The sequence below is a fragment of the Actinomadura sp. 9N407 genome (assembly GCF_044326315.1).
GTDB lineage: Bacteria > Actinomycetota > Actinomycetes > Streptosporangiales > Streptosporangiaceae > Spirillospora.
Genome location: NZ_JBIRAW010000003.1, coordinates 425,701 through 448,689 on the forward strand (window position 1 = coordinate 425,701; position 22,989 = coordinate 448,689).

At 72.6% G+C, this 22,989-nt stretch carries 22 protein-coding genes; 9 read left to right on the forward strand and 13 right to left on the reverse strand.

Going from position 1 to position 22,989, the window contains the following annotated elements; translation table 11 throughout:
* Nucleotides 1-33 precede the first annotated feature (33 nt).
* Entirely contained in the window at nt 34-2,337 is a 2,304-nt protein-coding gene (locus ACH34Q_RS07480) for an arylsulfatase (protein WP_395982026.1), read from the forward strand.
* 21 nt (nt 2,338-2,358) lie between these two features.
* On the opposite strand, the gene ACH34Q_RS07485 is transcribed toward ACH34Q_RS07480, so the two are convergent.
* The gene (locus ACH34Q_RS07485) at nt 2,359-3,405 is read right to left on the reverse strand and encodes an enoyl-CoA hydratase/isomerase family protein (protein ID WP_395982027.1); all 1,047 of its coding nucleotides are present in this window, start codon (nt 3,403-3,405) and stop codon (nt 2,359-2,361) included.
* 52 nt (nt 3,406-3,457) lie between these two features.
* Between ACH34Q_RS07485 and ACH34Q_RS07490 the strand changes: the two genes are divergently transcribed.
* Nucleotides 3,458-4,696 (forward strand): CoA transferase, encoded by a 1,239-nt coding sequence (locus tag ACH34Q_RS07490; protein ID WP_395982028.1) that lies wholly within the window; start codon nt 3,458-3,460, stop codon nt 4,694-4,696.
* Nucleotides 4,693-6,105 (forward strand): amidohydrolase family protein, encoded by a 1,413-nt coding sequence (locus ACH34Q_RS07495; protein WP_395982029.1) that lies wholly within the window; start codon nt 4,693-4,695, stop codon nt 6,103-6,105. Before ACH34Q_RS07490 ends, ACH34Q_RS07495 begins: the two co-directional genes overlap by 4 nt.
* Here the strand turns inward: ACH34Q_RS07495 and ACH34Q_RS07500 are convergent.
* From ACH34Q_RS07500 to ACH34Q_RS07515, 4 genes are all read right to left on the reverse strand, one after another.
* Nucleotides 6,092-6,736 (reverse strand): TetR/AcrR family transcriptional regulator, encoded by a 645-nt coding sequence (locus tag ACH34Q_RS07500; protein ID WP_395982030.1) that lies wholly within the window; start codon nt 6,734-6,736, stop codon nt 6,092-6,094. The two genes, ACH34Q_RS07495 and ACH34Q_RS07500, sit on opposite strands and share 14 nt — an antisense overlap.
* A gap of 173 nt (nt 6,737-6,909) precedes the next feature.
* Complete coding sequence (locus ACH34Q_RS07505; protein WP_395982031.1) at nt 6,910-7,386, reverse strand: hypothetical protein; 477 nt, start codon at nt 7,384-7,386, stop codon at nt 6,910-6,912.
* An 11-nt stretch (nt 7,387-7,397) separates the two neighbouring features.
* Nucleotides 7,398-8,006 carry a TetR/AcrR family transcriptional regulator gene (locus tag ACH34Q_RS07510; RefSeq protein WP_395982032.1) on the reverse strand — a complete coding sequence of 203 codons (609 nt, stop codon included), beginning with the start codon at nt 8,004-8,006 and terminating at the stop codon, nt 7,398-7,400.
* A gap of 246 nt (nt 8,007-8,252) precedes the next feature.
* Nucleotides 8,253-8,573 (reverse strand): hypothetical protein, encoded by a 321-nt coding sequence (locus ACH34Q_RS07515; protein ID WP_395982033.1) that lies wholly within the window; start codon nt 8,571-8,573, stop codon nt 8,253-8,255.
* 235 nt (nt 8,574-8,808) lie between these two features.
* Here ACH34Q_RS07515 and ACH34Q_RS07520 point away from each other — a divergent pair, with 235 nt between their 5' ends.
* The 5 genes from ACH34Q_RS07520 to ACH34Q_RS07540 all read left to right on the forward strand — a co-directional run bounded on the left by ACH34Q_RS07520 (nt 8,809) and on the right by ACH34Q_RS07540 (nt 13,260).
* Entirely contained in the window at nt 8,809-10,089 is a 1,281-nt protein-coding gene (locus ACH34Q_RS07520) for an aromatic ring-hydroxylating dioxygenase subunit alpha (protein ID WP_395982034.1), read from the forward strand.
* Nucleotides 10,073-10,396, forward strand: coding sequence for a hypothetical protein (locus ACH34Q_RS07525; protein WP_395982035.1), 324 nt, complete (start codon nt 10,073-10,075; stop codon nt 10,394-10,396). Before ACH34Q_RS07520 ends, ACH34Q_RS07525 begins: the two co-directional genes overlap by 17 nt.
* A gap of 1 nt (nt 10,397) precedes the next feature.
* Nucleotides 10,398-11,606, forward strand: a complete 1,209-nt coding sequence (locus ACH34Q_RS07530) for an amidohydrolase family protein (RefSeq protein WP_395982036.1) — start codon at nt 10,398-10,400, stop codon at nt 11,604-11,606.
* A gap of 146 nt (nt 11,607-11,752) precedes the next feature.
* Nucleotides 11,753-12,406 carry a TetR/AcrR family transcriptional regulator gene (locus ACH34Q_RS07535; RefSeq protein ID WP_395982037.1) on the forward strand — a complete coding sequence of 218 codons (654 nt, stop codon included), beginning with the start codon at nt 11,753-11,755 and terminating at the stop codon, nt 12,404-12,406.
* Nucleotides 12,407-12,456: 50 nt separating this feature from the next.
* Nucleotides 12,457-13,260, forward strand: coding sequence for an acyl-CoA thioesterase (locus ACH34Q_RS07540; RefSeq protein WP_395982038.1), 804 nt, complete (start codon nt 12,457-12,459; stop codon nt 13,258-13,260).
* Between the two features lie 3 nt (nt 13,261-13,263).
* On the opposite strand, the gene ACH34Q_RS07545 is transcribed toward ACH34Q_RS07540, so the two are convergent.
* The 3 genes from ACH34Q_RS07545 to ACH34Q_RS07555 are packed head-to-tail and all read right to left on the reverse strand — an operon-like array spanning nt 13,264 to nt 16,760.
* Complete coding sequence (locus ACH34Q_RS07545; RefSeq protein WP_395982039.1) at nt 13,264-14,160, reverse strand: ArgK/MeaB family GTPase; 897 nt, start codon at nt 14,158-14,160, stop codon at nt 13,264-13,266.
* Nucleotides 14,161-14,176: 16 nt separating this feature from the next.
* The gene (locus ACH34Q_RS07550) at nt 14,177-15,319 is read right to left on the reverse strand and encodes a thiolase family protein (protein WP_395982040.1); all 1,143 of its coding nucleotides are present in this window, start codon (nt 15,317-15,319) and stop codon (nt 14,177-14,179) included.
* Nucleotides 15,312-16,760 (reverse strand): class I adenylate-forming enzyme family protein, encoded by a 1,449-nt coding sequence (locus ACH34Q_RS07555; protein WP_395982041.1) that lies wholly within the window; start codon nt 16,758-16,760, stop codon nt 15,312-15,314. Before ACH34Q_RS07555 ends, ACH34Q_RS07550 begins: the two co-directional genes overlap by 8 nt.
* 54 nt (nt 16,761-16,814) lie before the next feature.
* Here ACH34Q_RS07555 and ACH34Q_RS07560 point away from each other — a divergent pair, with 54 nt between their 5' ends.
* Nucleotides 16,815-17,579, forward strand: coding sequence for an SDR family NAD(P)-dependent oxidoreductase (locus tag ACH34Q_RS07560; RefSeq protein ID WP_395982042.1), 765 nt, complete (start codon nt 16,815-16,817; stop codon nt 17,577-17,579).
* Between the two features lie 78 nt (nt 17,580-17,657).
* Here the strand turns inward: ACH34Q_RS07560 and ACH34Q_RS07565 are convergent, their stop codons facing one another.
* Genes ACH34Q_RS07565 through ACH34Q_RS07585 form a run of 5 tightly spaced genes read right to left on the reverse strand, consistent with a single transcriptional unit; the run spans nt 17,658 to nt 22,920 of the window.
* Entirely contained in the window at nt 17,658-18,800 is a 1,143-nt protein-coding gene (locus tag ACH34Q_RS07565) for a class I adenylate-forming enzyme family protein (protein ID WP_395982043.1), read from the reverse strand.
* Complete coding sequence (locus tag ACH34Q_RS07570; protein ID WP_395982044.1) at nt 18,787-19,869, reverse strand: CaiB/BaiF CoA transferase family protein; 1,083 nt, start codon at nt 19,867-19,869, stop codon at nt 18,787-18,789. Before ACH34Q_RS07570 ends, ACH34Q_RS07565 begins: the two co-directional genes overlap by 14 nt.
* Nucleotides 19,866-20,822: a TIGR03564 family F420-dependent LLM class oxidoreductase gene (locus tag ACH34Q_RS07575; RefSeq protein ID WP_395982045.1), complete on the reverse strand. Its 957-nt coding sequence runs from the start codon at nt 20,820-20,822 to the stop codon at nt 19,866-19,868. The genes ACH34Q_RS07570 and ACH34Q_RS07575 overlap by 4 nt, the downstream gene beginning before the upstream one ends.
* A 60-nt stretch (nt 20,823-20,882) precedes the next feature.
* On the reverse strand, nt 20,883-21,341 hold the full coding sequence (locus ACH34Q_RS07580; RefSeq protein WP_395982046.1) for a cobalamin B12-binding domain-containing protein: 459 nt from the start codon (nt 21,339-21,341) through the stop codon (nt 20,883-20,885).
* Between the two features lies 1 nt (nt 21,342).
* Nucleotides 21,343-22,920, reverse strand: a complete 1,578-nt coding sequence (locus tag ACH34Q_RS07585; RefSeq protein ID WP_395982047.1) for a methylmalonyl-CoA mutase family protein — start codon at nt 22,918-22,920, stop codon at nt 21,343-21,345.
* Nucleotides 22,921-22,989 lie beyond the last annotated feature (69 nt).

The following is a 22,989-nucleotide window of genomic DNA, read 5'->3' on the forward strand; positions in this document are numbered from 1 at the left end:
GATCAGACAATCCACCCTGAGGGAGAGCGCCCCATGTCCGAGCCACGCCGCCGTCCGCGCATAGCGACCGCGACCGCCGATGAATCGTCGTACCCGCGCGATCCGAAGCCGCGCGAAGGCGCGCCCGATGTCCTGGTCATCGTGCTGGACGACCTCGGTTTCGCGCAGATCGGCGCCTACGGGTCCGATATCGCGACACCGAACATGGACCGCTTGGCCGCGGGAGGACTGCGCTACAACCGCTTCCATGTCACGGCGCTGTGCTCGCCGACGCGGGCGAGCCTGCTCACCGGCCGCAACCACCATTCGGTGGGGCTGGGTTTCCTGGTCGACATCCCGATCGCCTACCGGGGTTACAACGCGCGGCTGCCGAAGTCGGCGGCGACGCTGCCGCGCGTGCTGAAGGACGCGGGCTACTCGACGATGGCCGTCGGAAAATGGCATCTGACGCCGCGGTGGGAGCGGTCGGCGTCCGGGCCGTTCGACCGATGGCCGCTCGGGTACGGGTTCGAGCGGTTCTACGGGTTCCTGCAGGGCGACGCGAACCACTGGGCGCCCGAGCTGGTGAGCGACAACCACCACATCGAGCCGCCGGCGCCCGGGGACGGCTACCACCTGAGCGAGGACCTGGCCGACACCGCGATGCGGATGATCCTCGACCAGAAGCAGGCGACGCCGGGCAAGCCGTACTTCATGTACCTGCCGTTCGGGGCGATGCACTCGCCGCACCATGTCGCGCCCGAGTGGGTGGAGCCGTACCGGGGCCGCTTCGACCAGGGGTGGGAGCGGTGGCGGGAGGAGACGTTCGCGCGGCAGGTCGCGGCGGGGGTCGTCCCGGAGGGCACGCGGCTGCCCGAGCGGCCGCCGTGGGTCCAGGACTGGGACGCGCTGGACGGCGACGACCGGCGGATGTTCGCGCGCATGCAGGAGGTGTTCGCCGGGTTCCTCGCCCACACCGACGCCCAGATCGGCCGGGTGCTCGATTTCCTGGAACGCACCGGACGCCTGGACAACACGCTGGTACTGCTCATGTCCGACAACGGCGCCAGCGCGGAGGGCGGGCAGCTCGGCACGCTCAACGAGCACCGGTTCTCGTCCCGGATGGGCGACAGCAGCGAGCGCAACCTCACGGAGCTGGACAACTGGGGCGGGCCCGACACGTACCCGCACTACGCGTGGGGCTGGGCGTGGGCGGGCAACACGCCGCTGCGGCTGTGGAAGCGGTACACCTGGCTGGGCGGTACGCGCGCGCCGCTGATCGTGCACTGGCCGGACGGAATCGCCGCGCGAGGCGAGATCCGCGGCCAGCTCGCGCACGCGGTGGACCTGATGCCGACGATCCTCGAAGCGTGCGGCGTCGAGGCCCCCGAGACCGTGGACGGGGTCGCGCAGCAGGAGATGGACGGGCGGTCGCTGACCGGGACGTTCGCCGACGCGGAGGCGCCGGCACCGCGGACGACGCAGTACTTCGAGATGCTCGGCTCGCGGTCGATCATCCACGGTGAGTGGAAGGCGACGACCGACCATGTGTCGCGCGGCGTCCTGGACGAGGAGCGGCTGCTGCTCGGCAGCCGGGACTTCGAGACCGACCGGTGGTCGCTGTTCCATCTGGCCGAGGATTTCGCCGAGGAGCGCGATCTCGAAGTCCCGGCCGCCGAGTACCCGGAGAAGGTGGCCGAGCTGGAGGACCTGTGGTTCGCGGAGGCCGAGCGCAACCACGTGCTGCCGCTGAACGACACGATGCAGGAGCGGGCGGCGGCCCTGATCATGCCGGTGTACGGGATCCCCGCGCGCGGGACCTATCTGCCCGGCGGCGGGCCCGTCCATGACGAGTCGCTGCCGTGGCTGGCCGGCGGGTTCACGCTCACCGCGGACATCGAGGTACCGGAGGGCGGCGCGGACGGCGTGCTGGCGGCGCTGGGCGATCTGACCGGCGGCTTCGTGCTCCGCGCCGCCGGCGGCCGGCTCAGCTTCACCTGCTCGCGCGGCGGCGAGGCCGACCGGGTGACGGCGGACGGGCCGCTGCCGCCGGGGCGGCGAACGGTCGGCGTGCGGTTCCGTCCCGGCTCCGATCCCGCCGGCTCCGGCGGCCGCCTGAGCCTGCTGGACGGCGGCGAGGAGATCGCCTCGGTGCCGCTGGGCGGGCCGTGGCCGGTGTCGTTCCAGCACGGCGGTACGGGCCTGCGGGTCGGGTACGACCGGGGCCTGCCGGTGGACAAGGACTACCGGCCGCCGCACCGCTGGAACGGCGTCCTGCACGAGCTGGTCATCGACACGGCGGCCGTCCGCGAGCCGGATCTGGAGGCCGAGCTGCGCACGGCGCTGCACAGCGACTGATCCCGCACCCGGGTACCGCGGTCAATGATCCACCAGGTGCCAGTCCCGGGCGGTGGCCGCGTCGATGGGCGTTCCCGCCAGCGCCAGGTACAGCGTGCGCCAGCGGCCGATCCGGCGCGGGATGCTCACCGTGCCGCCCGCTCCCGGGATGAGGCCCATGGAGATCTCGGGCAGCCTGAACGTGGCGTCCGGCCGGGCGATCAGCGTTCCGGCGAACGCGGGGATCTCGATGCCCGCGCCGACGCAGGCGCCGTGCACGCGGACCTCGATCCGGTCGGCGAGCCGGTGGACGAGCCTGCCCGCGCCGCCGCGCGTGCGGACCAGATGCGCGGTGACCAGGTCGGGCGTGGTGCCGAACTCGTCGAGATCGCCCCCGGCGCAGAACGCGGGCCCGGCTCCGTCCAGGACGACGCGGCCGATCCCGTCGTCGATGAGCGCGATCTGCAGCGCGTCCACCAGCGCGTCGCGGAGCCGGCGGCCGTAGGCGTTGCGGCGTTCCGGACGGTTGAGGGTGATGTGCAGGCGGTCGTCACCGGCACGTTCGACCAGGACCGGGTCGTCGGCTTCGGGCGGCGGCGGGCGCGGGCCACGTGCGGTGAGCCAGCGCGCGAACTCCGGGCCGCCGAGCAGGGTGGAGTAGGCGTACGACTCCACGTCCAGCGCGGCCTGAACGGGAAGTGCCTGGGACGTCCGGAGCACGTCGCGCAGCACGAGCGAGGCCTGGGGATTGCGCGTCACGGCGGCGTGCAGGTCCTGCAGCGCCGTCCCGGTGTCCGCGACGCCGACCGACTCCCGCCCGAGCCCGCCGGGGGTGGTGAGGGTGAGGTCGAGTGCGTCCAGTAGAGCCGGGTGCGGCGTACGGGCGGCCGGGGCGTCGGACACCCCGATCAGCAGCCGGTCGGCGGCACGGGCGTGGCCGATCGCCCGCTCGGCGGCGTGGCCGTCCACGGCACCGTCCAGGTCGACGACGATCAGCGGATCGTGCACCGAGCCGTCCGCGCCGAACAGCGGGCCGCCGGTGGCACCGTCCGCGAGATCGGCCGTGGAGACGCGCAGCGGTCCGCTCATCGGTGTCCTTCCGCGATCATCGCCTGTCCGGGGCGGAGTGTATCGTCGGGCCATGCCGACGCAGGTGAGCGGCCTTCCGGCCGGTGACGCCCGGGCCGCGTGGGCCGCGTCCGGCGTGGTCGCCCTCACCGGTCGCCCGGATGGGCCACCGCTGGTGCCGCCCGGTCGCGGTGCCCTCATCGCACGGTCCCTGGCGGAACGGTTCGCCGCTCACACGGGCGTACGTGTCGACGGTGCTCGTCTACTCTCCGAGCGTGCCGCGTTCCTGGGCTTGGGCCGCAGGGGTGAGGTCTCGGCGGGCGGCGCGTGCCGGCTGCTGCCTACCGCCGACGGATGGGCGGCGGTGTCGTGCGCGCGTCCCGACGACCCCGCCCTGCTCGGTGCCTTGGCCTGCGCCGAGGTCGGCGATGACCCATGGCCCGCGGTGTCGGCGTGGCTGCGCGAGCACACCGGCGCCGAGCTCGCCGAACGTGCCGAACTGCTCGGGATCGCCGCCGGTCCGGTCGCGCCGCGCACCGCTCCCTCACCGCCTGAGCCGCTCGAGCCGCGCCCTCTCGAAAGGGCGCTGGTGGTCGATTTCAGCGCGCTGTGGGCGGGCCCGCTCTGCGCGCACCTGCTCGGTATGGCGGGGGCGCGGATCGTCAAGGTCGAGATCCCGAGCCGGCCGGACGGCGCGCGCCGGGGCGATCCGGGGTTCTACCGGCTGCTGCACGCGGGCCACCGCTCGGTGGTGCTCGACCCGGGGACGCGCGAGGGGCGACGGGCGCTGGCGGCGCTCGTGGACAGAGCCGACATCGTCATCGAAGCGTCCCGGCCACGTGCCCTGAGGCGGTTCGGGCTGGACGCCGAGGCCGCCGTCGCCGCCGGTACGACCTGGGTCTCGATCACCGCCTACGGGCGCGCCCAGGACCGGATCGGCTTCGGCGACGATGTCGCGGCGGCCACCGGCCTGGTCTGCCGCGATCCGGCCGGGACACCGCTGTTCTGCGGCGACGCGATCGCCGACCCGCTCGCCGGCCTCACCGCCGCCGCGCTCGCCTCCACCGCGCCGCCCGGCGGTGGCGGCGTGCTCTGGGACGTGGCGATGTCGGACGTCGTCGCGTCCACCCTTGAATCCGGCGCGTCGCCGTCCCCCTCGGCCGTACGGGACGGCGGCGGCTGGACGGTGGAGACCGGCGACGGCCCCGTCCCCGTCGCGCTTCCGGCCCGGCGCGAGCCCACCGGAGAGGCGGCGGCGATGGGCGCGGACACTGCTCTTGTCCTGCGCGAACTGGGGATCCCCGTCCCGTGACCGGGCTGCTGCTGCGCGACGCCGAGATCGACGGCCGCTTTCGCGCCGATGTCCGCGTCAGGGACGGCCGGATCACCGAGATCGGTGCGCTGACCCGTGAACCCGGCGAGAGTGTCCTGGAGTGCGGCGGCGGCGCGCTGCTCCCGGGGCTGTGCGATCACCACCTGCACTTGCACGCCCTCGCGGCCCGGAGCCGTTCGGCCATGTGCGGGCCTCCGGCGGTGAACGACCCGTCCGAGCTGGCCCGCGCCCTCCAGCACGCGGCACCGGACGCGCACGGCTGGATCCGGGGGGTCGGGTACGCCGAAACCGTCGCCGGCGATCTCGACGCCGCCACCCTCGACCGGCTCGGACCGCACCGTCCCGTGCGCGTCCAGCACCGCAGCGGCGCACTGTGGACGTTCAACACCGCCGCCCTGGCCGCGACCGGGGTCGCCACCGCCGACCATCCCGGCATCGAACGCGACGACGAGGGCCGACCGACCGGACGGCTGTGGAGAGCCGACGACTGGTTGCGCACGCGGCTTCCCCCTTCGGTGCCGACGCCCCTGGACGGTGTGGCGCGCACCCTGACGGGGTTCGGGATCACCGCCGTCACCGATGCCACACCCGACCTCGGCCCCGAGGCGCTCGCCGCGTTCGATCAGGCCGTACGGGACGGGACGCTCCCCCAGCGCCTGCACCTCCTCGGGACGCCCTTGGACGCCGCCCCGTCCGCGCGGGCCCGCGTCACCACCGGCCCGTACAAGATCGTGATCGCCGACTCGGGGCTGCCCTCGCTCGGCGACCTGACCGGACGGATCGCCGCCGCCCACCGCCACGGCCGTCCCGTGGCCGTGCACTGCGTCACCCGCGAGGCCCTGTTCCTGCTGCTCGCCGCGTTCGACGAGGCCGGGACGGTCCCCGGCGACCGGCTGGAGCACGCCGCGCTCATCCCGGCCGAGACCATCGAGGACGTCGCCCGGCGGGAGCTGCGCGTGGTCACCCAGCCCGGTTTCCTCGCCGACCGGGGCGACGACTACCTTCGCGACGTCCCCGTCGAGGACCATCCGGACCTCTACCGGTGCGGCGGCCTCCTGGACGCGGGGATCGGCATCGGTCTCTCCAGCGACGCGCCCTACGGCCCGCTCGATCCCTGGCAGGTGATGGACGCGGCGGTCCAGCGGCGGACCCGGTCGGGCGCCGTCGCCGGCCCGTCCGAACGGATCACTCCGCTCGCCGCACTCCGGGCCTACCTCACCGACCCGCGAGATCCGGGAGGCCCCGTGCGGCAGGTGCGCTCCGGCGTGCCCGCCGATCTGGTCCTGCTGCACACCCCGCTCGCCGAAGCCCTGCGCCGGCTCGACGCCGACCAGGTCCGCTCGGTCCTGATCGAGGGACGCGTCATGTCCGGTGTCACCTCGGCGTGAAGGTCTCCCGGACGAAGGCCAGGAACTCCTCGGCGTTGAGTCCCTCGGGCTCGTCGCCGACCATCGGGTCCATCAGGGTGAAGCCGTCGATGAGCGCGCAGCACAGCCGCGCCAGGGCCGGTGGATCGCCGGGACGGATCGTTCCCGCGCGCTGCCCGTCCGCGATCACGCCCGCCAGCAGGTCCACGATCTCGCGGTGGAAGTCCTGGTAGGCCTCGGGGACGTCGGCGGCGGCCAGGCCCCCGATCTTGGTCATCCGGGCCTGCAGCCGCCCCCAGGCCGGGTACTTGCGCCTGAGTTCGAGCTCCGCCTTCACCATCGCGGCCAGGCGCTCGCCGGCCGGCGTCCCCGCCGCCGCGAGCCGGTCCATCTCCGCCCGCTGCCCGGAGCCGCGCCGCATCAGGACCGCCAGGTAGAGGGCGTCCTTGCTGTCGAAGAAGGAGTAGATCGATCCGACCGAGAACTCGCACCGCTCGGCGACGTCCTTGAGGCTCGTCCCGTAGTAGCCGCGCTCCGCGAAGAGCTCCTCGGCGGTCTCGAGCATCTGCTCCCTGCTCAGCTCGATCCGCTGCTGCCGGCGCACCTCGCGGGGACTGGGCCGCTTCACACCGGCCGCCTCCTGCTTTGTCACGCGCTCCCCAAGAACCAGAGATCAGTCGATTGAACCATGGCTCAGTCTACGGCATGCGTGTTCCAGAAACGGGAGGCGCGAGGGATCATCGCCAAATGGCAGCGCCGGCGAGGCACCGAGCCTATGCCCGTGCACCTCGCCGGCGATCCGGCCGTACCGCTGTACGGGTCAGGTCAGGCGCTCTTGGAGGCGAGGAGGAGCTCGCCCGTCCGGAACGTCTCGGTGGCCGCGCCGGAGTCGGCCGGAGCGGCGGCCGTGGCCGCCAGGGCCTGGGCCTTGAACGCCCGCGCGGCCATGCTCAGCCGGTGCTGCGTCGCGGCCACCTCGCCGTCGGGACGCGCCGGCCACCGGCCGCCCCAGAGCCTGAGATCGGCCTCTCCGGTCCTGACGATCCTCAGGGCCCGCCGCCGGATCACCGGATCGGACTCGTACAGGTCCGCCGCGAGCGCGATGGCCTGGGGACGGGGGCTCCGGACGCGCGAGGCCAGCGCGGGCTCCAGGTCGAGGGCGCGGGCCCCGAGGATGCGCAGCGGCCGGGAGTCGACGTGGTCGGCGGTGAGGACCGTGACGTCCCAGCCGGCCATCACCTGGTCGAACAGCCATCCGCCCGCCGCCTGCACCATCTCGGCCAGGCTCGGCGCGACCACCACCAGCCGGGGCCTCAGGGTGTGTCGGGGCAGCGAGCGAGCTGCCGGGCGAGCGACCCGGTGTACTCCGTGAACACCTCGGTGAGGGGAATCGAAGGGTCGAGCAGCCATGATGTCTCTATCCCGTTGAGAAAGGCGACGATCTCCACGGCCTTGACGGCCGGATCCAGGTCGGTGCGGTACCGCCCGGCACGCTGGCCGCGCCGGATGCCGTCGGCGACGGCGTCGAGCGCGGACCGGTATCTGCTGAGAAAGCGATCGTGCAGTGGAGCGTCGGGGGCGAGATTCTCCATCAGGAGAACGGAGAACAGGCCGACCAGATCGGGTGCCCTGCGGTAGCGCTCGGCGACGACCGTGAGCTGTTCGAGCAGGTCGCCCGTCAGGTCCGCGTGGGCCAGGTCGTAAGCGTCCCGGGCATCGATCGCCGCATGCAGCAACTGCTCCTTGGACTCGAAATGATGGAGCAGGCCCGCCGGGCTGACCCCGGCCTCTCGGGCGATCTGGCCGAGGGTGATCCCCCGCCAGCCGTTCAGCCTCAGCAGCCGCTGCGCGGCGGCCAGGATCCGCTGCCGCCGGTCCTCTCCCTTCGCGTGCAGAGCGGCGTACGGCTGCTGAACGGACATCGCCTCCCCTTCCAGGACCTACTGAACATACATTAAGTAGGTCTCGGGGCTGTGACAAGGGTCACGTGCCCGTCATCTGAGATCGGCGGCTCATCGGCCCGTCCGGACCGGCGGCCGGCGTTCGGCGAACGCCCGGGCGCCCTCCGGCCGGTTCAGGGTCACCACCAGAACGTTGCCCGCCGTTCGGTCAGGACCGGATCGGCGTCGGTCTCCATGCGGTCTCCCTCGGTTCCAAACGGACCACCATCAGTCGGACGCGGGGAGCGGCTTGGCCGCCTTGCGGGTCATCCGGGCGCCGTCGCAGGTCAGCTCGCCCGTTCCGGAGGAGACGCAGAGCAGTTCGAGCGCTCCGGTGGCGTCCACGTACCGCTTGCCGACGAGCGTGGCGGGCTCGCCCTCGCCGGACGCCTGCGGCCGGGGCGCGGAGGCCGCGGGGACCATGGGGACTCCCCCGCAGGCGATCTCCGGTACCCCGCCGGCCGGGGCGCGGACGACGACCACCCGGGTGGCGCAGGCGGTGCTGGCGAGCTGGTCACCGGGGCGCGGGGACGGCGCGGGTTCGGTCATGGCGGTGGTCCCTTCCGAGAGCGGGACGGGCACCCGCCTCTCATTGATGGAAATTATCTTCTCACTGAGGGAGAATCAACTGCACGGAGTTGGCGACGGAGAGTCGCCGACCCGCCCCTCGCCGGGATCGCGGGCCGGGGCGACCGGGCTCCGGCACCGGCCGTTGACGTCACGACGACGCTCGTGAGAACCTTCCACTCATTAGCGAGAATATGATTCTCATACATGAGAAGGGATGAGGCAGACCGTGCCCCACTTCGCGAAACCCGCCGCGGGGAGCTGGACCCAGCAGTACCCCGAGCTGGGCACCGGCCCCGTCGACTACACCGACTCGATCGATCCCGCCTACTACGAGGCCGAACGGGAGGCCATCTTCAAGCGGACCTGGCTGAACGTCGGCCGGGTCGAGCAGGTGCCGAAGACCGGCAGCTACATCACCAAGGAACTGCCGGTCGCCGGCACCTCACTGATCATCGTCCGGGGCAAGGACAAGCGGGTCCGCGCCTTCCACAACATCTGCCGGCACCGCGGCAACAAGCTGGTGTGGAACGACTACCCCGCCGAAGAGGTCAAGGGGACCTGCCGCCAGTTCACCTGCAAGTACCACGCCTGGCGCTACGACCTCGAAGGCGACCTCACCTTCATCCAGCAGGAGGAGGAGTTCTTCGACGTCGACAAGGCCGACTACGGGCTCAAGGCCGTGCGCTGCGAGATCTGGGAAGGCTTCATCTTCGTCAACCTCGACGCCGACGCCGAGCCCCTCACCCATTACCTCGGTGACATGGCGAAGGGACTGGAGGGCTATCCCTTCCACGAGATGACCGAGGTCTACACCTACAAGGCCGAGATCGGCAGCAACTGGAAGCTGTTCATCGACGCCTTCGCGGAGTTCTACCACGCCCCCGTCCTGCACCAGAAGCAGGCCGTCAAGGACGAGGCCGACAAGCTCATCGGCTACGGCTTCGAGGCCCTGCACTACGAGCTGCACACGCCGCACTCCATGATCTCGTCCTGGGGCGGCATGGCCCCGCCCAAGGACCCCGGCATGGTCAAGCCCATCGAGCGGGTCCTGCGCAGCGGCCTGTTCGGCCCGTGGGACCGTCCCGAGATCGAGGGCCTCGACCCGCTCCCGCCGGGCATCAACCCGTCCCGGCACCGCTCCTGGGGGACCGACTCCTTCGAGTTCTTCCCCAATTTCACGCTGCTCTTCTGGGCGCCCGGCTGGTACCTCACCTACCACTACTGGCCCACCGCGGTGGACCGGCACATCTTCGAGGCCAACCTCTATTTCGTCCCGCCGAAGAACACCCGCGAACGGCTCGCCCAGGAACTCGCCGCCGTCACGTTCAAGGAATACGGCCTGCAGGACGCCAACACCCTCGAAGCGACGCAGACCATGCTCGCCTCCCGGGTCGTCAGCCATTTCCCGCTCAACGACCAGGAAATCCTGCTCCGGCACCTCCACAAGACCGTCGCCGACCGCATCGAGGAACACGCCAATGCCACTGCCCGCTGAATTCGCCGACCTCGAACCGTACGCGGCCTGGGCACTGCCGGCCGAGAGCGAGCGGTACGCCAAGCGCATGGCCTCGTCCATGGCCGAGATGCAGGCCTTCTACGACGCGGCGTTCCCGCGCCTGGAGGACGCGATCGCGTACTGCGACGGCTTTCCCTGGGGCGACCTGCCCGACGACGCCCGGACCCTGCTGCATCTGATGATGGGCCTGGTCATGGTGTCGTTCCCGGTCGAGGTGTGGAAGCAGGCCCGCGTCCCCGACAGCGGCGCGGCCTACCTCGACCTGGTCACGGAACCGGTGGTCTGAGGTGCTGACGCTCAGGGCGGCCGGGCTCCTCGACATCGACACGGGACGGATCGTCCGGCCCGGGATCCTGCGCGTGGACGGCGACCGGATCGCCGGTGTCGGCGGCCCGCCGGAGGGCGAGGTCCTGGACCTCGGCGACGTGGTCCTGCTGCCCGGCCTGATGGACATGGAGGTCAACCTGCTGATGGGCGGGCGCGGCGAGACCGCCGCGTACTCGCCCGTCCAGGACGACCCCCCGCTGCGTATGCTCCGCGCGGTGGGCAACGCGCGCCGCACGCTGCGGGCCGGCTTCACGACCGTGCGCAACCTGGGCCTGTTCGTGAAGACGGGCGGCTACCTGCTGGACGTCGCGCTCGCCAAGGCGATCGACGCCGGCTGGATCGACGGTCCCCGGATCGTGCCGGCCGGGCACGCGATCACCCCGACCGGCGGCCATCTCGACCCGACGATGTTCGCGGCGTTCGCGCCCGGCGTGCTGCCGCTGTCGGTCGAGGAGGGCATCGCCAACGGGGTCGACGAGGTGCGCCGGGCCGTCCGCTACCAGATCAAGCACGGCGCGCAGCTGATCAAGGTGTGCGTCTCGGGCGGGGTCATGTCGCACACCGGCCTGCCCGGGGCCCAGCACTACTCCGACGAGGAACTGCGCGCGATCGTGGACGAGGCGCACCGGCGCGGCCTGCGGGTGGCGGCGCACACGCACGGCGCCGACGCGGTGCGCGCCGCCGTCGAGGCGGGCATCGACTGCATCGAGCACGGCTTCCTCATCGACGACGCCGCGATCGAGCTGATGCTCAAGCACGAGACGTTCCTCGTGCCGACCACGTACCTGGCCGACGGGATGGACGTCTCCAAGGCCGCGCCCGAGCTCCAGGCCAAGGCCGCCGAGATGTTCCCGCGCGCCCGCGCGTCGGTACGGGCGGCCATCGAGGCCGGAGTGAAGATCGCGGTCGGTACCGACGCCCCGGCGATCCCGCACGGCCGCAACGCCAACGAGCTGGTCGCGCTGGCGAGCCGCGGGATGAGCCCGCTGGCGGTGCTGCGGGCGGCCACCCTCACGGCCGCCGAGCTCATCGACGTCACCGACCGGGGACGGCTCGCCGAGGGACTGCTCGCCGACGTCATCGCCGTTCCGGGCGACCCGCTGAAGGACATCGCCGTCACGCAGGACGTGCGGTTCGTCATGAAGGGCGGCAAGGTCTTCGTCGGGTGACACCCGGCCTGATGCCGAAACAACGTTCTTGTCAGAGCAATGTAAGGATCTCGCCTGGGTGCCGTCAGATGATCGTCAGAGCCAGAGGATCACTACCAGTACCGTGCAGTAAGGTTCTTCCTATGGCGCAGAAGACGGATCAGCCCATGAGCACCACCAGCGAAGAGCCGGCCTGGAAGCAGCGTGCGGTGGAGCGATCCACCAGGGCCGCGAAGCTCCGGGCCGAGCAGCGGGTGGAGCGGTTCCTCGACGCGGCCCAGGCGATCATCATGGAGAAGGGCACCACCGACTTCACCGTGCAGGAGGTCGTCGACCGCTCCCGGCAGTCGCTGCGCAGCTTCTACCAGCACTTCGACGGCAAGCACGAGTTGCTGCTCGCCCTGTTCGAGGACGCCCTGCAGCGCGCGACCGAGCAGATCCGCGCCGCCGCCTCCGGCCGTCCGGACCCGCTGGACCGGCTCAAGGTCGCCGTCCAGCTGCTGTTCGAGCTGTCCCGCCCCGATCCCGACGCGCAGCGCCCGCTGTTCACCGACTTCGCCCCGCAGCTGCTGCTCTCGCATCCCGCCGAGGTGAAGGCCGCGCACGCGCCGCTGCTCGCGCTGTTCACCGAGCTGATGGCCCAGGCCGAGGACGCCGGCCGACTGCGGGGCAGCATCAAGCCCCGCCGCGCGGCGGCCCTGGTGATGCAGACGATCATGTTCATCGCCCAGTCCAACGACGTCTCCGAGGACGGCACCGCGCACCCCATCACGGCCGACGAGGCGTGGGACTTCTGCGCCATCGGAGTCACCCGTACCTGATCCGAGAATCCTATTCTCATAACGCGATAACTTCCTTTACACTGATCGGCATGCCCTCCGCGACCGATCTGTGGCCCGACCTCCTCGACTGCCTCGACCTGCGGGCCGTACCGGCCGGCTTCGAGGGACGCAACCAGCGGCTGAGCTACCACCGGCTGTTCGGCGGGCAGCTCCTGGCCCAGTTCGTCCGGGCGGCCTCGCTGAGCCGCCCGGACAAGACGATCAAGTCGCTGCATGTCCTGTTCCCGCGGGCCGGAGTGTCCGAGGAACCCGTCCGGTACGAGGTGGAGCGCCATCACGAAGGCGGCACCTTCGCGACGCTGGGCATCGTCGCCCGGCAGTCCAAGGGCGTCGTGGCGACGGCCTCGGTCTCGCTGCACGCGGCCGAGGACGGCCTCGACCACCAGTCCGCCGCCAAGGTCCCCGCCGTCCTCGGGGCCGAGCATCGCGTGGAGCTCGACCTGCTGCCCTGGGAGACCCGATCGACGGCCGACCTGGACTCCACCCGGCCCGAGCCGCCCGAGCTCGATCTGTGGATGCGCACCCCCGCGGCCGACCCGGAGCTGGCACCCGCGCTGGCCGCCTACGCGACCGATCTGACCCTCATCGGCACGGCGCTGCGCCCGCTCGACGGGGTCTGCCAGCGGGACTCCGGCACGGCGTTCGCCTCCGCCGTCACCTCGCACACGCTGTGGTTCCACCGGCCGTTCCGAACCGACGACTGGCTGCTGCTCCGCCAGCACAGCCCGCTGCTGGCCCACGGCCGCTGCTTCGGCCGGGGCGACGTCCTCACCGCGGACGGCTCCCTCGTCGCCTCGTACGCCCAGGAGGCTCTGCTGCGCTTCCAGGCGTGAGGGTCACCCTTCCGGAGTACCGCGCAGGAGAAGGCCGGCCGCCGTGTACGCGTCGCGGCGGCCGGCCGCGACATCGGCGGCCAGGCTCGCCAGGTCGGGATGGGCGCGCAGCCTGGTCTGCGCCAGGGACAGGATCTGGGCGTGCGCGCGGGCCGTCCGCCGGGCGGGCGTGTCGGCGCGCCGGTGGGCGTCGATCGCCTCGATCAGCAGCGGCAGCCCGTCGCCCTTCGACGCGGACAGGGTGAGGATCGGGACGTCGGTCTCGGGACGCAGGTCGCGGACGGTCTGGTGGGCGCCGTCCCGGTCCGCCTTGTTCACGACCAGCAGGTCGGCGACCTCCAGCAGGCCCGCCTTGGCGGCCTGGACGGCGTCGCCCGCGCCGGGGGTCAGGATGACGACGGTGGGGTCGGCGACGGCGGCGATCTCGATCTCGGACTGGCCGACCCCGACCGTCTCCAGCAGGATCAGGTCATAGGACAGGGCGGCCAGCACCCGGACGGCCGCGGGGACGGCGGCGGCGAGGCCGCCCAGATGGCCGCGGGCCGCCAGCGAGCGGATGAGGACGCCGGGATCGGTCGTGTGCGCGGCCATCCTGATCCGGTCGCCGAGCAGCGCGCCGCCGCTGTAGGGCGAGGACGGGTCGACCGCGAGCACCGCCACCCGCAGGCCGCGCTCGCGGTACGCCCCGACGAGCGCCGCGACGGTCGTCGACTTGCCCGCGCCCGGCGGGCCCGTCACGCCGACGACCCGTACGGGCTCCGTGCCGGGCCCCTGAGCGGAGTCCCGGTCGAGGACCGCGAGCACCTCGTCGCGGCGCGCCCCCTCGACCCGGGTCAGCAGCCGCCCGGCGGCGCGCAGGGATCCCGTGCGCGCCGCGGCGACCAGCTCCGGAACGTTCATCGGGCGAGCCGCCGGGTCACGGAGCCGGGACCTCGATGACCGTGGCCGACCCCATCCCGCCGCCGGCGCACATCGCGGCGACGCCGATGCCGCCGCCGCGCCGGCGCAGCTCGTGCACCAGCGTGACGATCATCCGGGCGCCGGTGGCGGCGACCGGGTGGCCGAGCGAGCAGCCGCTGCCGCTCACGTTCACCCGCTCGGGGTCGAGGTCGAGCAGCTTGACGGTGGCGACGCACATCGCGGCGAACGCCTCGTTGATCTCGAACAGGTCGACGTCGGAGGCCGACAGCCCCGCGCGGCCCAGCGCCTTGGGGATCGCCTTCACCGGGGCCAGCCCGGTCTCGGCGGGGTCGACGCCGACCGAGGCCCACGACCGCACGGTGGCCAGGGCGGGCAGCCCGAGCCGGTCGCTCGCGACGACGAGCGCCGCCGCCGCGTCGTTGGCACCGCAGGCGTTGCCCGCGGTGATGCTGAACCCCTCGATCTCCGGGTGGATCGGCTTCAGCGCGGCCAGCTTCTCCAGCGACGTGCCGCGGCGCGGGTGCTCGTCCACGGCGAACAGCCCGTGCGGGGTCTCGATCGGGACGATCTCCGCGTCGAAGCGGCCCTCGTCGATGGCGCGCACGGCGTTGCGGTGCGAGCGCAACGCCCAGGCGTCCATCTCGGTACGGGTCACGCCCGCCTTGACGGCCGCGTTCCAGCCCACGGTGATCGACATGTCCAGGTTGGGGGCATCGGGCCGGTCCGGATGGGTGGGCGGGTACCACGGGTCGGCCCACTCGCCGTCGATCCGGAACCGCGACCTCGGCGCGGTGGAAGCGGAGTTGACGCCGCCGGCGATGACGAGTCCGTCCATGCCCGCGCGCACGCTCGCGGCCGCGCTCTGGACGGCGGCCTGGCCGGCGGCGCAGTGCCGGTTGTGGGCCAGCCCGGGGACCGAGGTGAGCCCGGCGGTCAGCGCGGCGTGCCGGGCCAGGACGCCGCCGCCGTAGAGGCCCTCGCCGAGGACCACGTCGTCGACCGTGTCCGGGTCGAGCCCGGCCGCCACGGCGGTGACCATGTGATGGGCCAGGTCGTAGGCGGTGGTGTCGCGCAGCGTCCCCTTGAAGGCGGTCCCGATGGGGGTACGCAGGGCGGACACGATGACGGCTTCAGGCATGGGTGTTCTCCAGGTCGGCCAGCAGGACGCGGCGCAGCAGTTTTCCGGTGTCGGTCTTCGGCAGCTCGGCGCGGAACACGACGGTGTCGGGGGTCTTGGAGGAGCGCAGCCGCTCCCTGACCCACCGCCGGATCTCCGCCGGGTCCCCGTCGCCGACGAGGACGGCGACGAGCCGCTGCCCCCACTCGGGGTCGGGCAGGCCGAGCACCGCCGCCTCGGTGATCCCGGGATGGGCGAGCAGGACGTCCTCGATCTCCGCCGGGGCGATGTTCTCGCCGCCCCGGATGATGGTGTCGTCGGCGCGCCCCTCGATGAACAGGTAGCCGCCGGAGTCGAGCCGTCCCCGGTCCCGGGTGGCGAACCAGCCGCCGCCGTCCAGCACGCTCCGTCCGCCGTACTCGCCGGAGATCTGGTCGCCCCGGACGAACACCAGGCCGGTCTCACCCGCGCCGGCCGGGCCGCCGTCCTCCGCGCGGATCTCGAACTCGACCCCGGGCAGCGCCCGGCCGACCGAGCCGAGCCGGTCGCGTACCTCCGGGTCGCTCGCCTCCAGCGCCTCGCGGTGGTCCTCCGGACCCAGGACGGCGACCGAGGAGGCCGTCTCCGTCAGCCCGTAGGCGTTGACGAACCCCGTCCCCGGAAAGATGCGCAGCGCACGTTCCAGGACGGGCCGCGGCGTCCGGGCACCGCCGTACGCGAGGCTGCGCAGCGTCGGCGTCCCGGCGTCGTCGTCGGGCACATGGGCGACGATCCGTGCCAGCATCGTCGGTACGACCAGCGCGTGCGTGATCCCCTCCCGCCGGACGGTGTCCAGCCACTCCCCCGCGTCGAACGCCGGCATGTAGACGACCCGGCGCCCGGTGTAGAGGTTCGTCAGGAGGTTGGCCAGCCCGGCGATGTGGTACGGCGGGACCGCCACCAGCGCCGCGTCCTCTTCCTCCGCCGACGCGAACTCCAGCGTGTTGAGGATGTACGCCAGCAGGTGCCGGTGGCGCAGCACAGCGGCCTTGGGCGCGGCCGTCGTACCGCTCGTGTAGAGCAGGACCGCGACCGAATCCTGGTCCTGCGGGGTGTCGGGCCCGGGATCGGACGGGTCCGCGCCGTCCGGCGCCGGCTCGGGGTCGAGGAGGGCGTCGAGGTCGGGGGCGCGGAGGACGAGGGCACCGGGATGGCGGTCCAGCAGGTCGCTCAGCTGCCGCTCGCCGAGCCGGTAGTTGAGGGGGACGAACGGGACGCCCGCCAGGGCCGACCCGAACAGGGCCACCGGGTAGGCGAGGTGGTTGGCGCCGAGATAGAGGACGGCCGGCCGCCGCATGAACCGTCGGGCCGCCGCATGTGCCAGGCGCAGCAGCTCGGAAGCGGTCAGCGAACGGCCACCCGCCGTCACCACCACCCGGTCACCGGCCGAGACCGTCATTTCGAGGATCATGGCGATATTCATGAGAATGCTATTCTTCCTTAGCAAGAGTCATGCTTGCAAGAGAGGATAACGTTGATGGAGATCAGTGGAAGCTCTGCGGTCGTGGTCGGCGGCGCCGGCGGGCTCGGCGAGGCCACCGTCCGCCGCCTGCACGCGGCCGGGGCGCACGTGGTGGTCGCCGACCTCGCCGACGAGAAGGGCAAGGCGCTGGAGCAGGAGCTGGGCGTCCGCTACGTCCGGACCGACGCCACCGGCGAGGGCGACGTCGAGGCGGCGATGGCCGCGGCGGCCGAGGCCGGGCCGCTGCGGATCTCGGTCGACGCCCACGGCGGCCCGGCGACCGGCGGCCGCCTCATCGGCAAGGACGGCTCCCCGCTGGACCTGGCCGGCTTCCGGCAGACCATCGAGGTCTACCTGACCGGCGTCTTCAACGTGATGCGCCTGGCCGCCGCCGCCATCGCCCGGCAGGAGCCCGCCGAGGGCGGCGAGCGGGGCGTCATCGTCAACACCGCCTCGATCGCGGCCTACGAGGGCCAGATCGGGCAGCTTCCCTACGCCGCCGCCAAGGGCGGGGTGGTGAGCATGACGCTCGTCGCCGCCCGCGACCTGTCCCCCGTCGGCATCCGCGTCGTCACGATCGCCCCCGGCACGTTCCTGACCCCCGCGTACGGGAAGGCGGGCGACCAACTGGAGGCCTACTGGGGCCCCCAGGTGCCGTACCCCAAGCGGATGGGCCAGTCCCCCGAGTACGCGGCCCTCGTCCAGCACATCTGCGAGAACGGCTACCTCAACGGCGAGGTCGTCCGCCTGGACGGCGCGCTCAGGTTCCCGCCGAAGTGAGCCGCCCGCCGCGGTGGCGGCGGGCCGAGAGGCGGAGCGGGTCCCGGGAAGGCGCTCCCGGGACCCGCTCCTTGTTCCTCAGTCGCCAGACGCCTGTCCATGACGTTCCTGGCCATGACGCTCTTGTCCATGACGCTCTTTGAGTATTCGGCGCAGCACCTTGCCGGAGGGCAGCCGGGGGATCTCGGCCACGAACACCACGCGGCGCGGCTTCTTGTACGAGGCCAGCCGGTCCCCGACCAGCGCGACCAGATCCGCCGGATCGACCGTTCCGTGCGTGGCGACGGCCGCGACGATCGCCTCCCCGTCGGCCGGGTCGGGGATCCCGAACACGGCGCAGTCGGCGACGGCCGGATGGCCGTGCAGGACGCCCTCGACCTCGGCGGGCGCGACCTGGAACCCCCTGACCTTGATCATTTCCTTGGACCGGTCGGTGAGCCGCAGCAGGCCGTCCGCGTCGATGTTCCCGACGTCGCCGGTCCGGTACCAGCCGTCGTCGAACGCGTCCGCCGTCGCCTCGGCCGGCAGGTACCCGGCCATCAGCGACTCCGCGCGCGCCTCCACGGTGATCCGGTCGGCCTCGATGTGGTGCAGCATCAGGTCCAGGTCGAACCGGCGGTACAGCCGCAGCCAGGCGCCCGCCTCCAGTGCCGTGACGATGTTGAGCAGGCCGAGGATGTGCGAGGGCGGCGTGGTGATCTGCATCCGGTCGGCGGCGGTCAGTCCCAGCGCGTCCCGCCAGTGCCGGACCGCGGCGCCGAACGACGCGTGCGTGTGCCGCACGGCCTTCGGCAACCCGGTCGTCCCCGAGCTGAACACCAGCACGGCGTCCCGTTCCGGATCGGGCTCCGGGGCGGGCCCGGGCTCGCCGTCGGGCGGCTCGTCCAGGTGCAGCATCGGCATCAGCCCGGCCAGCACCGGATGGTCGCCGACGGCGTGCGCCGGCTCCGTGATCGCCAGGGCGTGCTCGACCTCGCCGCGCTTCCACGCCGGGCTGAGCAGGACGACCGCCGCGCCCAGCCGCCAGATCGCCTGCACCGCCACGACGAACTCGGGCCGGTTCGAGGCCATGAGCGCCACCCGGTCGCCGGCCCGTACGCCGCGCCGCGCCAGCGTCCCGGCCAGCCCGCCGGCCAGGGCCTCCAGCCGCGCCACACTGAACTCGCGATCCTCGAAGACGAGCACGATCCGCCGCTCGCCGGGCGGGTCAGGGGACGGCATTGAGAGGCTCCCCGCTCTGGGGTGGGAAGGGGAGGCCGCCGTGCTCGCCGAGGCGCGGCGACGGCCGGTAGTCGGGAACGTACCCGGCGACCCGTATCGGGCTCGCGACCTGCCGGAACCCACCGGCCGTCACGATCATTTCCGGATTGGCCTCCAGCGCCTCCGGCAGCGTCCGTACGGCCGCCGCCGGAACGCCCAGCGGACGGAGCCGCTCCTCCCAGGCCCGGGCGGAATCGCGAGCGAGCGCATCCGTCACGGCGGCCAGGACCTCCTCGCGCCGCTCGGCGCGTTCGGCCATCGTCGGGTAGCCCTCGATCCCGGCCTCGGCGGCGAAGGACTTCCAGAACGTATCGTGCGTGACGAACAGCGCCAGCCATCCCCCGGCCGTCGGGAACAGCTGGGCGGGGACGTAGTAGGAGTGCGCGCCGTTGGGCAGGCGCTGTGGCTCGACGCCGTCGTTGAGGTACGCGGCGGCCCGGTAGTTCAGCTGGGACAGCAGCACGTCCCGCAGCGCCACCTCCACCTGGCCGCCGCGCCCGGAGACGATCTGGGCGAGCAGGCCGAGCGCGGCGGTCAGCCCGGCGGAGTTGTCGGCGGAGGAGTACCCGGGCAGGGTCGGCGGCCCGGCGGGATCGCCGGTGAGCGCGGCGACGCCGGTGGCCGCCTGGACCACGTAGTCGAAGGCCGGATCGTCGCCCGCCGCCAGCCCGAAGCCGGTGAGCGCGACGCAGACGATCCGCTCGTTCCACCGGCGCAGGGCCTCGTAGGTGAGCCCGAGCCGGTGGATCGCCGACGGCTTCATGTTGACCAGCAGCGCGTGCGCGGACGCGACCAGGTCGCCGAGGCGGGCCTGGCCCGCGGCGGAGGTCAGGTCGAGGCGGACGCTGCGCTTGCCCCGGTTGAGGCTGGCGAAGTAGGTGTCGCCCACCTGCCGGGAGATGTCCCCGCCCGGTGGTTCGATCTTGGTCACCTCGGCGCCGAGGTCGGCGAGCATCATCGTCGCGTACGGCCCGGCCAGCATGTGGCCGACCTCCAGGACGCGGACGCCCGCCAGCGGCCCGGCGGTCATCTGAGATCCGCCGCGAGCCCGGCGAGCATGTCCCGGGTCCGGCGCTTGGAGGCGACCAGCTCGTCCCGGCCCTCGCCGATCGGCAGCAGCCGTACCGACAGGTCGGTGACGCCCGCGTCGGCGAACCGCCGGAACCGGGCCGCGATGGCCGCCTCGTCGCCCGCCGCGCACAGGTCGCCGATGTCCCTGGCGTCGCCGTAGTCCAGCAGGCGCTGGTAGTTGGGCGAGACCTCCGCCTCGCCGAGGATGCGGTTGGCGCGCTCGCGCGCCGCCCCGACCTCCGAAGGCCGGCACAGGCAGACCGGGATGCCCGCCACGACGCGGGGGGCCGGCCGCCCGGCGCCTTCGGCCGCCTTGGTGATGCGGGGGACGACATGGTCGGCGACCGCGCGCTCGTCCGCCATCCACAGGACGGTCCCGTCGGCCCGTTCGCCCGCGAGCGCCAGCATGACCGGGCCGAGCGCGGCGATCAGGACCGGCAGCGGCGCCACCGGGCCCAGGCCGAGCGGGTTGTGCACCGTGAACGTCGCGTTCTCGACGTCGACCGGCCCGGGCCCGCGCAGCGCGGCGTCCAGGACGTCCAGGTAGTCGCGGGTGAAGCCGGCCGGGCGCTCGTAGGGCAGCCCCAGCATGTCCCGCACGATCCAGTGGTGCGACGGCCCGACGCCCAGCGCCAGCCGCCCGCCGGACGCGGCCTGCGCGGACAGCGCCTGCCGCGCCAGCGCGATCGGGTGCTGCGCCTGCAGCGGTACGACCGCGGTCCCGAGCTCGATCCGTTCCGTCCGCGCGCCCATCAGGGCCACGGCGATCAGCGCGTCGAAGTCCGTGGGGATCTGCGGGACCCACGCGGTGTCCAGCCCCGCGCCCTCGGCCCACAGCACGTCCTCGACCATCCGCGCGGCCTTCCGCGCGGAGTCGCCCCGTTCCGGCCCGATCATCACACCGACCCGCACAGTGCCCTCCAGGTTCTCGTTCTCATGCGTCCTCGGTCTCCGCGCGCCGTACGGCGCGGATCAGGGTGGGGCGGGAGCGGCGGTCAGCGCGCGCACCTCGGCCACCAGGACGTCCAGGGCGGTGCCGGTCGGGAAGACCGCGGCGGCACCTGCGGCCCTGAGCCGGGGGACATCGGCCCCGGGGATGGTGCCGCCGACGATGACGGCGATGTCGGCCGCGTCCGCGGCCCTGAGCGCGTCGATGGTGCGGGTGGTCAGGGCGAGGTGCGCGCCGGACAGGATGCTGAGGCCGACGACGGCGACGTCCTCCTGCAGGGCGATCGCCACGATGTCCTCGACCCGCTGGCGGATGCCGGTGAACACGACCTCGAAGCCCGCGTCCCGCAGCGCCCGCGCCACGATCTTGGCACCGCGATCATGCCCGTCCAGGCCCGGCTTGGCTACGAGTACTCGCGTCGGATCCGAAGGCGAACCGGGGGGTGTGGGGGGTCGCCCCTCCACAGAAGGCACAGTCGGCATTTCAGAACACCACCGGTTGCTGGAACTCGCCCCAGACCGCCTTGAGGGCGGCGACCATCTCGCCGACCGTGCAGTAGGCGTCGGCGCAGTCGATCAAGGGGGCCATGAGATTGTCGATGCCCTCCGCGGCACGGGCCAGGTCGGCGAGGCGGGCGCGGACGGCCGCCGGGTCGCGCTCGGCCTTGACCCTCGCGAGCCGCTTCAGCTGCCGTTCGCGTCCCCCGGCGTCCAGCTCGTAGGTCGCCAGTTCGGGTGCCGGCTCGTCGGCGACGAAGCGGTTGACGCCGACGACCGGCCGGATACCCGCCTCGATCTCCTGGTGGGCCTGGTACGCCTCGTCGGCGATGAGGCCCTGCAGGTAGCCGTCCTCGATGGCCCGGACCATGCCGCCGTGCCGGTCCAGGTCGTCCATGATCTCGACGATGGCGGCCTCGGTGGCGTCGGTGAGCGCCTCGACGAAGTACGAGCCGCCGAGCGGGTCGGCGACGCGGGCGATGCCGGTCTCGTGGGCGAGGATCTGCTGGGTACGGAGCGCGAGCGTCGCCGACTCCTCGCTGGGCAGCGCGAACGGCTCGTCCCAGGCGGCGGTGAACATCGACTGGACGCCGCCCAGCGCCGAGGCCATCGCCTCGTAGGCCACCCGGACGATGTTGTTCTGGGCCTGGGGGGCGTACAGGGAGGCGCCGCCGGCCACGCAGCCGAAGCGGAACATCGACGCCTTGTCGGTGGTCGCGCCGTAGCGTTCGCGGACGATCGTCGCCCAGCGCCGCCGCCCGGCCCGGTACTTGGCGATCTCCTCGAAGAAGTCGCCGTGCGTGTAGAAGAAGAACGAGATCTGCGGGGCGAACTGCTCGACCGTCATCCGGCCGCGTTCCAGCACGGTGTCGCAGTAGGTGACCCCGTCGGCGAGGGTGAAGGCCATCTCCTGCACCGCGTTGGCGCCGGCGTCGCGGAAGTGCGCGCCGGCCACCGAGATCGCGTTGAACTTCGGTACCTCCGCCGCGCAGAACTCGATGGTGTCGGCGATCAGCCGCAGCGACGGTTCGGGCGGCCAGATCCAGGTGCCGCGCGAGGCGTACTCCTTGAGGATGTCGTTCTGGATCGTCCCGGTGAGCTTCGCGCGGGGCACGCCCTGGCGTTCGGCGGCGGCCACGTAGAACGCCAGCAGGATCGCGGCCGTGCCGTTGATGGTGAAGCTGGTGCTGATCGCGTCGAGCGGGATGCCGTCGAACAGCACCTCGGCGTCGGCGAGGGTGTCGACCGCGACGCCGACCCGGCCGACCTCCTCGCTCACCTCGGGGTCGTCGGAGTCATAGCCGCACTGCGTGGGCAGGTCGAGCGCCACCGACAGGCCGGTGCCGCCCTGGTCCAGCAGGTAGCGGTAGCGGCGGTTGGACTCCTCGGCGGTACCGAACCCGGAGTACTGGCGGAAGGTCCACAGCCGTCCCCGGTAGCCGGAGGCGTAGTTGCCGCGGGTGAAGGGGAAGCGACCCGGTTCGGGCGGCTCGGCAACCCGGTCGGCCGGTCCGTAGACCGGCCGGACGGGGATGCCGGACGAGGTCTGAGCGAAGTCGTTCATTGCTGAATACGTTACTTCCAGAAAATGAGAATGCCAATATCGCAGGTGAGAGCGCTACCGTCAGTGAGC

Excerpts from the sequence above, each read along its gene's own strand:
- ACH34Q_RS07480 (WP_395982026.1), top strand. The coding sequence starts at position 34 with ATGTCCGAGCCACGCCGCCGTCCGCGCATAGCGACCGCGACCGCCGAT.
- ACH34Q_RS07485 (WP_395982027.1), bottom strand. The coding sequence starts at position 3,405 with ATGAGCGGACCGCTGCGCGTCTCCACGGCCGATCTCGCGGACGGTGCC.
- ACH34Q_RS07490 (WP_395982028.1), top strand. The coding sequence starts at position 3,458 with ATGCCGACGCAGGTGAGCGGCCTTCCGGCCGGTGACGCCCGGGCCGCG.
- ACH34Q_RS07510 (WP_395982032.1), bottom strand. The coding sequence starts at position 8,006 with ATGTCCGTTCAGCAGCCGTACGCCGCTCTGCACGCGAAGGGAGAGGAC.
- ACH34Q_RS07515 (WP_395982033.1), bottom strand. The coding sequence starts at position 8,573 with ATGACCGAACCCGCGCCGTCCCCGCGCCCCGGTGACCAGCTCGCCAGC.
- ACH34Q_RS07520 (WP_395982034.1), top strand. The coding sequence starts at position 8,809 with ATGAGGCAGACCGTGCCCCACTTCGCGAAACCCGCCGCGGGGAGCTGG.
- ACH34Q_RS07525 (WP_395982035.1), top strand. The coding sequence starts at position 10,073 with ATGCCACTGCCCGCTGAATTCGCCGACCTCGAACCGTACGCGGCCTGG.
- ACH34Q_RS07535 (WP_395982037.1), top strand. The coding sequence starts at position 11,753 with ATGAGCACCACCAGCGAAGAGCCGGCCTGGAAGCAGCGTGCGGTGGAG.
- ACH34Q_RS07540 (WP_395982038.1), top strand. The coding sequence starts at position 12,457 with ATGCCCTCCGCGACCGATCTGTGGCCCGACCTCCTCGACTGCCTCGAC.
- ACH34Q_RS07545 (WP_395982039.1), bottom strand. The coding sequence starts at position 14,160 with ATGAACGTTCCGGAGCTGGTCGCCGCGGCGCGCACGGGATCCCTGCGC.
- ACH34Q_RS07550 (WP_395982040.1), bottom strand. The coding sequence starts at position 15,319 with ATGCCTGAAGCCGTCATCGTGTCCGCCCTGCGTACCCCCATCGGGACC.
- ACH34Q_RS07555 (WP_395982041.1), bottom strand. The coding sequence starts at position 16,760 with ATGAATATCGCCATGATCCTCGAAATGACGGTCTCGGCCGGTGACCGG.
- ACH34Q_RS07560 (WP_395982042.1), top strand. The coding sequence starts at position 16,815 with ATGGAGATCAGTGGAAGCTCTGCGGTCGTGGTCGGCGGCGCCGGCGGG.
- ACH34Q_RS07565 (WP_395982043.1), bottom strand. The coding sequence starts at position 18,800 with ATGCCGTCCCCTGACCCGCCCGGCGAGCGGCGGATCGTGCTCGTCTTC.
- ACH34Q_RS07570 (WP_395982044.1), bottom strand. The coding sequence starts at position 19,869 with ATGACCGCCGGGCCGCTGGCGGGCGTCCGCGTCCTGGAGGTCGGCCAC.
- ACH34Q_RS07580 (WP_395982046.1), bottom strand. The coding sequence starts at position 21,341 with ATGCCGACTGTGCCTTCTGTGGAGGGGCGACCCCCCACACCCCCCGGT.
- ACH34Q_RS07585 (WP_395982047.1), bottom strand. The coding sequence starts at position 22,920 with ATGAACGACTTCGCTCAGACCTCGTCCGGCATCCCCGTCCGGCCGGTC.